The organism is Streptomyces sp. NPDC059456 (assembly GCF_042750055.1).
Lineage (GTDB): Bacteria > Actinomycetota > Actinomycetes > Streptomycetales > Streptomycetaceae > Streptomyces.
In genome coordinates, this window is sequence record NZ_JBHYVA010000302.1 from 1 (window position 1) to 9,517 (window position 9,517).

Consider the following 9,517-nt stretch of genomic DNA (forward strand, 5'->3'; position numbering starts at 1 on the left):
CCCGGGCCGCGGGGCCCCGCCCCGCCCCCCGGGCGCCCCCCCCCCGCTGACCCGGCGCGGGCCCGCCGTCGTACGCGGGGTGCTACTCGGAGACGCCCAGGCGCTCCAGGATGAGCTCCTTGACGCGGGCCGCGTCGGCCTGGCCGCGGGTGGTCTTCATGACCGCCCCGACCAGGGCGCCGACGGCCGCGATCTTGCCGCCGCGGATCTTGTCGGCGATGGCCGCGTTGCCCGCGATGGCCTCGTCGACGGCCGCGCCGAGCGCGCCCTCGTCCGAGACGACCTTCAGGCCGCGCTTCTCGACGACCTCGTCCGGGGTGCCCTCGCCGCCGAGGACGCCCTCCAGCACCTGGCGGGCCAGCTTGTCGTTCAGCTCGCCGGCCGCGACCAGGGCCGCGACGCGCGCGACCTGCGCCGGGGTGATCGGCAGCTCGTCGACGACGACGCCCTGCTCGTTGGCGTTGCGGGCCAGCTCGCCCATCCACCACTTGCGCGCGGCGGTCGAGTCGGCGCCCTCCTCGATGGTGGCGACGATGGAGTCCACCGCGCCCGCGTTGAGGATCGACTGCATGTCGTGCTCGCTGACGCCCCACTCCTCGCGGAGCCGGTTGCGGCGCACGCGCGGCATCTCGGGCAGACCGGCGCGCAACTCCTCGACCCAGTCCCGGGCGGGGGCGACGGGGACCAGGTCGGGCTCCGGGAAGTACCGGTAGTCCTCGGCGTTGTCCTTGATGCGGCCGGCGGTGGTGGAGCCGTCCTCCTCGTGGAAGTGCCGGGTCTCCTGCACGATCGAGCCGCCGGACGACAGCACCGCCGCGTGGCGCTGGATCTCGAAGCGGGCGGCGCGCTCGACGGAGCGCAGCGAGTTGACGTTCTTCGTCTCGCTGCGGGTGCCGAACTCGGACTCGGGGGTCGGGCGCAGCGACAGGTTCACGTCGCAGCGCATCTGGCCCTTGTCCATGCGGGCCTCGGAGACGCCGAGGGCCTTGATGACCTCGCGCAGCTCGGCGACGTACGCCTTGGCGACCTCGGGGGCCCGTACGCCCGCGCCCTCGATCGGCTTGGTGACGATCTCGATGAGCGGGATGCCGGCGCGGTTGTAGTCCAGCAGGGAGTGGGACGCGCCGTGGATACGGCCGGTGGCGCCGCCGACGTGCAGCGACTTGCCGGTGTCCTCCTCCATGTGGGCGCGCTCGATCTCCACGCGGAAGATCTCGCCGTCCTCCAGCTGGACGTCGAGGTAGCCGTTGAAGGCGATCGGCTCGTCGTACTGGGAGGTCTGGAAGTTCTTCGGCATGTCCGGATAGAAGTAGTTCTTCCGGGCGAAGCGGCACCACTCGGCGATCTCGCAGTTCAGCGCGAGGCCGATCTTGATGGCCGACTCGACGCCGATCGCGTTGACGACGGGCAGCGAGCCGGGCAGACCGAGGCAGGTGGGGCAGGTCTGTGAGTTGGGCTCGGCGCCCAGCTCGGTCGAGCAGCCGCAGAACATCTTGGTCCTGGTGCCGAGCTCGACATGGACCTCGAGGCCCATGACGGGGTCGAACGAGGCGAGAGCGTCCTCGTACGACAGCAGTTCGGTGAAGGTGGTCACGGTGAAACTTTCCCTCTCAGCCCAGCAGGACGTCGTCGTCGCCGAGGCGCCTCAGCTCGCGGTACAGGATCGCGAGGCCGGTGACGATGGCGGCGGCGGACACGGCGGCGTCGACGAGCTTCAGCACGTCGTGCTCGGTGCGGGCCTTGCGGGCCTGCTTGATCACGCTGATGGCACCGAAGGCGGTGGTGCCGATCGACAGGTACGTACCGGACTTGGACTTCTTGAAGCCCTTGGCCTTGGACAGCGCACTCGAACTCACAGCGACGGAGCCTCCTCAAGCAGCGGGTGACCCCAGCGCGCGACGAAGGCGGCCTCGACGGCGGCACCGACCTTGTACAGGCGGTCGTCCTTCATGGCGGGGGCGATGATCTGCAGGCCGACCGGGAGACCGTCCTCCGGGGCCAGGCCGCAGGGCAGCGACATGGCGGAGTTGCCGGCCAGGTTGGTCGGGATGGTGCACAGGTCCGCGAGGTACATAGCGAGCGGGTCGTCGGTGCGCTCGCCGATCGCGAACGCGGTGGTGGGCGTGGTCGGGGAGACGATCACGTCGACCTGCTCGAAGGACTTCTCGAAGTCCTGGGTGATGAGCGTGCGGACCTTCTGGGCGGAGCCGTAGTACGCGTCGTAGTAGCCGGAGCTCAGCGCGTACGTACCCAGGATGATGCGGCGCTTGACCTCGTCGCCGAAGCCGGCTTCGCGGGTGAGCGCGGTGACGTCCTCGGCGGACTTGGTGCCGTCGTCGCCGATGCGCAGGCCGTAGCGCATGGCGTCGAAGCGGGCCAGGTTCGAGGAGCACTCGGACGGCGCGATCAGGTAGTACGCGGCCATCGCGAGGTCGAAGGAGGGGCAGTCCAGCTCGACGATCTCCGCGCCCAGCTCCTTGAGGAGCTCGACGGACTCGTTGAAGCGCTGGACGACGCCAGCCTGGTAGCCCTCGCCGGCGAACTGCTTGACGACGCCGATCCGCATGCCGGCGACGGAGCCGTTGCGGGCCGCCTCGACGACCGGCGGGACCGGGGCGTCGATGGAGGTGGAGTCCATCGGGTCGTGGCCCGCGATGACCTCGTGCAGCAGCGCCGCGTCCAGGACCGTACGGGCGCACGGCCCGCCCTGGTCGAGGGAGGAGGAGAAGGCGACCATGCCGTAGCGCGAGACGCCGCCGTACGTGGGCTTCACGCCGACCGTGCCGGTGACGGAGGCGGGCTGGCGGATGGAGCCGCCCGTGTCCGTGCCGATGGCGAGCGGGGCCTGGAAGGCGGCCAGGGCGGCCGCGGAGCCGCCGCCGGAGCCGCCGGGGATGCGGGTGAGGTCCCAGGGGTTGCCGGTGGGCCCGTACGCGCTGTTCTCGGTGGAGGACCCCATGGCGAACTCGTCCATGTTGGTCTTGCCGAGGATGACGACGTCGGCTTCCTTCAGCTTGCGCGTCAGGGTGGCGTCGTACGGCGGGATCCAGCCTTCGAGGATCTTCGAACCGACGGTGGTCGGGACCCCGACGGTGGTGAAGATGTCCTTGAGGGCGAGCGGGACGCCGGCCAGCGGGCCCAGCTTCTCGCCGCGCTCGCGCTTGGCGTCGACGGCGCGCGCCTGGGCGAGGGCACCCTCGCGGTCGACGTGCAGGAAGGCGTGCACCTTCTCGTCGGTCGCGTCGATGCGGGCCAGGTGGGCCTCGGTGACCTGGACGGCCGTGAGCTCGCCGGAGGCGATCTTCTCGGCGGTCTGCGCGGCCGTGAGCTTGATGATCTGGTCGGTCATGGTGGTTAGTCCTCCCCCAGGATCTGCGGCACCTTGAAACGCTGCTGCTCCTGGGCGGGAGCGCCGGAAAGCGCCTGCTCGGGGGTGAGCGACGGTCGGACCTCGTCCGCGCGCATGACGTTCGTCAGCGGCAGCGGGTGGGAGGTCGGCGGGACGTCTTGGTCGGCGACCTCGGAAACGCGGGCGACCGCGCCGATGATGTCGTCGAGCTGTCCGGCGAAGTGGTCCAGCTCTTCGGCCTTGAGCTCCAGACGTGCCAGCCGAGCGAGGTGGGCAACCTCCTCGCGCGTGATGCCAGGCATGCAGCGATCCTCTGGGGGTGGTGAGTGTGTAGTTTCGTGCCCAATCCTATGGGGCCGGGCCCCGGACCCGTGAAACCGTTTCCCCCGGGGGTCCCCCGGACCCGGCGCCGGCTACTGGGCCGGGGTCTCCGCCGGGGCCGGGGAGGCCGCCAGTTCCGCCGTGATGTCCGCCGGGCGGCGCCAGCCGCGCTCGCCGCGGGCCAGCAGCCAGGCCGTGGCCTCCTGCGGGGGCATGGCGGCCGCGACGAGCCAGCCCTGGACGGCGTCGCAGCCCAGGTCGCGCAGGCGCTCCCAGGTCTCGTCGTCCTCCACGCCCTCGGCGACGACGAGCAGCCCGAGCGAGTGCGCCAGGTCGACGGTGCAGCGGACGATCTCCGCGTCCTGGGCGTCCACGGCGAGCCGCGCCACGAACGAGCGGTCGATCTTCAGCTCGCTGACCGGCAGCCGCCTCAGGTGGACCAGGGAGGAGTAGCCCGTGCCGAAGTCGTCGAGCGACATCTTCACGCCGTGGCCGGTCAGGCCCGCCATGGTGTCGGCGGCCCGCTGCGGGTCCTCCAGCAGGACGTGTTCCGTTATTTCCAGCTGGAGGCCGCTGGCGGGGACCCCGTGCCGGGCCAGCCGGGCCGCGACCGCGCCGGCGAAGCCGGGCGTGTGGACGTCGCGCGGCGAGACGTTGACGGCCACCGGGACCTTGAGGCCCTGGGCGCGCCAGCGCGCCACCTGGGCGAGGGCCGTCTCCAGCACGTACTCGGTGAGGTGGGGCATCAGCCCCGAGGTCTCGGCGATCGCGATGAACTCGTCCGGCGACACGCGGCCGCGCTCCGGATGCACCCAGCGCACCAGGGCTTCGAGCCCGGCGACCTGGCCGTCGAAGCGGACCTTGGGCTGGTAGTGGAGTTCCACTTCACCGGCGTCGAGGGCGCGGCGCAGATCGCCGAGCAGGCCGAGCCGGTCGGGGGTGTTGCTGTCCCGCTTGGACTCGTACACCTCCACGCCGGTGCGGTCCCGCTTCGCCTGGTACATGGCGACGTCGGCGCGGCGCAGCAGCCCCTCCGCGTCCAGCGCGTGGTCGGGGAAGACGGCGAGGCCGGCGCTGGCCTCCAGGACGAGGGTGAGGCCGTCCAGGTCCAGGGGCGAGCTCAGCTCGGCGACGAGGTGGCGGGCGACCCGCTGGGCGCTGGTGGTGGAGTCGGCGACGGGCAGCAGTACGGCGAACTCGTCGCCGCCGAGGCGCGCGGCCTCGGCGTCCTGGGGCAGGGCCTGGCGCAGCCGGTCGGCGATCTGGAGCAGCAGCCGGTCCCCGGCGAGGTGGCCGAGCGTGTCGTTGACCGCGCGGAACCGGTCCAGGTCGATCAGCACGAGAGCCGACCGGGTGCCCAAACGTTCAGCCTCGTCCAGGGCGGACCACGCCCGCTCCAGCAGCCACTGCCGGTTCGGCAGGCCCGTCAGCGGATCGCGCAGCTGCTCCTCGGCCCGGGCCCGGGCGATCCACAGGGTGGAGTCCAGCGCGATCAGCGGTACGGCGAACAGCGGCAGCAGCACCGGCTGCGTCACGGCGACGACGCAGATCAGCGGGGCGATGCCGAGCAGGGCGACGGCGACTAAGGCCTGCCGCAGCAGTGCCGTGCGGGCGACGGTGGGCAGGGCCCCGCCGCGCGGGGTCAGCGCGAGCCACAGCAGCACCTTGGTGACCAGCAGGTAGGCGAGGGCCACCAGGACGATCTCGGGGGCCGCCTCCAGCCCCCAGGTGGTGGGCCGCCACGGGCTCTCCACGGTCGGCGCCTGGCCGAACGCGGCCAGGACGAGGGCGCCCGCGCCGATGCCGAGGATGTCGGTGGCGCCGTGCAGCAGCCCCTGCCGCCAGCGGTGCCGGCGCGCGGCTCCGACGAGGGAGACCACCGCGAGCGAGACGAGTCCCGCGGGCACCCACCCGTAGAGGACGAGCACGCCGAGGGTGAGGGCCGCGCCCGATCCGGTGCCGCCCCACCAGCGGTCGCGGCCCAGCGCGACGAGGTGGCCGACGATGATGCCGGTCAGCAGGGCGAGCGCCCAGCCGACCGGGCCGCCGGGGAACAGGGCGTGACGGCCGCTCAGCGCGGAGACGATGCCGGCCGCGAGGACGACGGCGGACAGGCCCACGACGACGAGGGGCAGCACGGTGCGCTGCGCCGCCCGTCCCGGTCCCGTGCCGCCGTCGAGCGGGCGGGTGTCCGGCGTCCTGGGTCCCAGGACGCCGAGCCGGCCCGTCCGCATGGACGGGATCTCCCCGCCGACATCAGGTGACGGGTCGGCGCTTTCGGTGGGTTTCATGCCCGTCCCTCTCACAGCCGGCAATGCCGATGCCACGCGATGGCCCCGATGTCATGCCATCACGGCCGGAAGCGCATCACGCAGCCGTGCACGACAGGCGCCCCCCTCAACAGTAGGACGCGAGAGGCTCCCAGGGGCAGCGGTCGGCGGCGGTTGCCCGAATGCGCCCCGGCCATCCTCATCAGTACGGTATCCGCCGAACGGGTGAGTTGGGACCAGGACCCCCGGGTCACCCGTCCGATGATCCGACAGGTCACCGCCCTGCGAACAGCCCTGTACCGGCCTTTTACCACCGGGCGTTGCGCCTGGCGTGCGCCCGCCCGTACGGCCGCATGCCACGCATCCGTTCGCCTTCGCTACTCCGTCGCGCCGCCGTCGTCCAGCGGGAGCGCCGCCTCGCGGGCCGCGTCGGGGCCCTGTTCGAGGAGGACCGCGAAACCCGCGTCGTCGAGGATGGCCAGTTTCAGCTGCACGGCCTTGTCGTACTTGGAGCCCGGGTTCTCACCGACCACGACGAAGGAGGTCTTCTTCGAGACGGATCCGGTCACCTTGGCCCCGCGGCTCTGCAGGGCCTCCTTCGCACCGTCCCGGGTGTGGCTCTGCAAAGTGCCGGTGACGACGACGGTCAGGCCCTCCAGCGGGCGCGGCCCCTCCTCCTCGCCGGAACCCTCCTCCTCCATCCGCACCCCGGCCGCCCGCCACTTGCGCAGGATTTCCTGGTGCCAGTCGACGGCGAACCATTCCTTGACCGCCGCCGCGATGATGGGCCCGACGCCCTCGGTCGCGGCGAGCTCCTCCTCGGTGGCCTGCTCGATCCGCTCGATCGAGCGGAACTCGCGGGCCAGGGTCTCCGCGGCGACGGGGCCCACGTGACGGATCGACAGGCCGTTGATGAAGCGGGCCAGGGGGCGGTCCTTGGCGGCCGCGATGTTCTCCAGCATGGCCAGGGCGTTCTTCTTCGGCTCGCCCTTCTGGTTGGCGAAGACCGTGACGATCTTCTCCTCGCCGGTCTTCGGGTCGTGCTTGGGCAGCCCGCTGTCGCCGTCCAGGACGTACGCCTTGATGGGCAGCAGCTGCTCGATGGTGAGGCCGAACAGGTCGCCCTCGTCGCGCATGGGGGGCTCGGCCGGCTCCAGCGGGTTGGTGAGCGCGGCCGCGGCCACCGCGCCGAAGTTCTCGATGTCCAGGCACTGGCGGCCGGCCAGGTAGAACAGCCGCTCGCGCAACTGGGCCGGGCAGGTCCGTGCGTTGGGGCAGCGGAGGTCGATGTCGCCCTCCTTCATCGGCCGCAGCGCCGTCCCGCACTCGGGGCACTCGGCCGGCATGACGAACTCCCGCTCGGTGCCGTCGCGCAGGTCCGCCACCGGGCCGAGGATCTCGGGGATGACGTCGCCGGCCTTGCGCAGGACGACGGTGTCCCCGATGAGCACGCCCTTGGCCTTGACGACCTCCTGGTTGTGCAGCGTCGCGAACTCGACCTCGGAGCCGGCCACCGTCACCGGCTCCACCTGCGCGTACGGGGTCACGCGACCGGTGCGGCCGACGCCGACCTTGATGTCGATCAGCTTGCTGTTGACCTCTTCGGGCGCGTACTTCCAGGCGATGGCCCAGCGCGGGGCCCGCGCCGTGGACCCCAGGCGGCCCTGGAGCGGGATCTCGTCGAGCTTGACGACGACGCCGTCGATCTCGTGCTCGACGGAGTGCCGGTTCTCGCCGAAGTGGGCGATGAACGCGCGGACCTCCGCGAGGGTGGACACCGCCTTGTTGTGCCGGGCCGTGGGCAGGCCCCACTCGCCGAGCAGCTCGTACGCGTGGCTCAGCTTGTCGATGTCGAAGCCCTGGCGGGCGCCGATGCCGTGCACCACCATGTGCAGCGGGCGGGTCGCGGTGACCTTCGGGTCCTTCTGGCGCAGCGAACCGGCGGCCGCGTTGCGCGGGTTGGCGAACGGCTTGTCGCCGGCCTCGACGAGCCGGGCGTTGAGCTCCTCGAACTTCTCCATCGGAAAGAAGACCTCGCCGCGGATCTCGACGAGATCGGGGATCCGGTCGCCCTTGAGGCGGTCCGGGATGTCCGCGATGGTGCGCACGTTGGGGGTGATGTCCTCGCCGGTGCGGCCGTCGCCACGGGTGGCCGCCCGGGTCAGGCGGCCCTTCTCGTAGGTGAGGTTGACGGCGAGGCCGTCCACCTTCAGCTCGCACAGGTAGTGGAAATCGGGGGTGTTGACGTCCCGGGCCACCCGCTCGGCCCAGGCCGCCAACTCCTCGTCGTCGAAGGCGTTGTCGAGGGACAGCATGCGCTCGCGGTGCTCGACGGACGCGAAGTCCGTCGCGTACGCCCCGGCCACCTTCTGGGTGGGCGAATCGGGCGTGCGCAGCTCCGGGTACTGCTCCTCCAGCGCCTCCAGCGAGCGCAGCAGCGTGTCGAACTCGGCGTCGCTGACGACCGGCTGGTCGTTCACGTAGTACCGGAAGCGGTGCTCCTCGACCTGCTCGGCCAGCAGCCCGTGCTGCTCGCGCACCGCCGCCGGTGCGGCCGTGCCGTCGCCGGCCTGCTTCTGTTCGGCTGCCATGCCCTTGTCCTCCCGTGGCCCGACTGTTTCGTCACTCAGGGTTGTCGGCGAGCGACTTCGCCGCCCTGGCGCAGTGCGCCTGCGCCGCGCGGGCGTAGGCGGGCGAGGCGCCCGCCAGACCCCACGCCGGGGTGACCACGACGGACTCGGCGAGAGTCCCCGGAGCCAGCCCCAGCCTGCGCCAAAGCTCCCTGACACCCATGACGCTACCGGCAGGGTCCGACAATGGGGCGTCGGTGCCCGGTACCACTCCGGCGAAGAGTTTCACGCCCCCTTCGACGGTCTCGCCGAGGGCGTCGTCCTCGCGCTCGGTGAGCAACGAGAAATCGAACGACACACCGGTGGCGCCGGCCCGCCGCAGCAGCCCGAAGGGCCCCCCGGGGGCGCAGGAGTGGACCACGACCTCCCCGTCGTGGACGGCGAACAGCTCGCGCAGGGTGGCCTCGACGACCTGCCGGTCCACCGCCCGGTACGTCCGGTACTTGGACGCGGACCGGACGCGGCCCAGCAGCACCGCGGTCAGGGACGGCTCGTCGAACTGGAGCACGATCTCGGCGCCGGGGATGCGCCGCCGCACGTCGGCGAGGTGGTCGCGCAGGCCTTCGGCGAGCGATCCGGCCAGGTCGCGGCAGGCACCGGCGTCCTGGAGCACGGCCTCGCCGCCGTGCAGTTCCAGGGCGGTGGCCAGCGTCCACGGACCGACGGCCTGGACCTTGAGCTTCCCCTCGTACCCCTGGGTGAACTCCTCCAGGGCGTCGAGGTCCTCGCCGAGCCAGGACCGGGCGCGCCGGGTGTCCCGGCCGGGCCGGTCGCTGATCCGCCAGCCGCTGGGCTCGACGTGGGCGTACAGGTCGACGAGCAGCCCGAGGGAACGGCCGATCATGTCCGCGCCCGGTCCGCGGGCGGGCAGTTCGGGGAGGTACGGGAACTCCTCGAAGGTCCCCGGGGGGGTCTTTGGGGCCCCCCCGGCGGCGCCCCCGCGCCGG

Annotated in this window: 7 protein-coding genes; all 7 read right to left on the reverse strand. The window is 72.1% G+C overall.

Annotated features, from left to right (window positions below; all coding sequences use genetic code 11):
* Window positions 1-82: 82 nt before the first annotated feature.
* Window positions 83-1,594, reverse strand: a complete 1,512-nt coding sequence (gatB, locus tag ACFXA3_RS24185) for an Asp-tRNA(Asn)/Glu-tRNA(Gln) amidotransferase subunit GatB (RefSeq protein ID WP_385190014.1) — start codon at window positions 1,592-1,594, stop codon at window positions 83-85.
* Window positions 1,595-1,610: 16 nt separating this feature from the next.
* Window positions 1,611-1,856, reverse strand: a complete 246-nt coding sequence (locus tag ACFXA3_RS24190) for a hypothetical protein (protein ID WP_385190017.1) — start codon at window positions 1,854-1,856, stop codon at window positions 1,611-1,613.
* Window positions 1,853-3,349 (reverse strand): Asp-tRNA(Asn)/Glu-tRNA(Gln) amidotransferase subunit GatA, encoded by a 1,497-nt coding sequence (gene gatA / locus ACFXA3_RS24195; protein ID WP_385190020.1) that lies wholly within the window; start codon window positions 3,347-3,349, stop codon window positions 1,853-1,855. Before gatA ends, ACFXA3_RS24190 begins: the two co-directional genes overlap by 4 nt.
* A gap of 5 nt (window positions 3,350-3,354) precedes the next feature.
* Entirely contained in the window at window positions 3,355-3,651 is a 297-nt protein-coding gene (gene gatC, locus ACFXA3_RS24200; RefSeq protein ID WP_010984178.1) for an Asp-tRNA(Asn)/Glu-tRNA(Gln) amidotransferase subunit GatC, read from the reverse strand.
* 111 nt (window positions 3,652-3,762) lie between these two features.
* Window positions 3,763-5,961, reverse strand: coding sequence for a putative bifunctional diguanylate cyclase/phosphodiesterase (locus ACFXA3_RS24205; protein WP_385190022.1), 2,199 nt, complete (start codon window positions 5,959-5,961; stop codon window positions 3,763-3,765).
* Between the two features lie 356 nt (window positions 5,962-6,317).
* The gene (gene ligA / locus ACFXA3_RS24210; RefSeq protein ID WP_385190024.1) at window positions 6,318-8,531 is read right to left on the reverse strand and encodes an NAD-dependent DNA ligase LigA; all 2,214 of its coding nucleotides are present in this window, start codon (window positions 8,529-8,531) and stop codon (window positions 6,318-6,320) included.
* A 31-nt stretch (window positions 8,532-8,562) separates the two neighbouring features.
* Window positions 8,563-9,517 (reverse strand): methionine synthase (locus ACFXA3_RS24215; protein ID WP_385190026.1); only part of this gene is annotated, 955 nt, incomplete at its 5' end.

Bases quoted from the DNA above. Each gene is read 5' to 3' on its own strand.
- gatA (WP_385190020.1), bottom strand. From the start codon at position 3,349: ATGACCGACCAGATCATCAAGCTCACGGCCGCGCAGACCGCCGAGAAG.
- gatC (WP_010984178.1), bottom strand. From the start codon at position 3,651: ATGCCTGGCATCACGCGCGAGGAGGTTGCCCACCTCGCTCGGCTGGCA.
- ACFXA3_RS24205 (WP_385190022.1), bottom strand. From the start codon at position 5,961: ATGAAACCCACCGAAAGCGCCGACCCGTCACCTGATGTCGGCGGGGAG.
- ligA (WP_385190024.1), bottom strand. From the start codon at position 8,531: ATGGCAGCCGAACAGAAGCAGGCCGGCGACGGCACGGCCGCACCGGCG.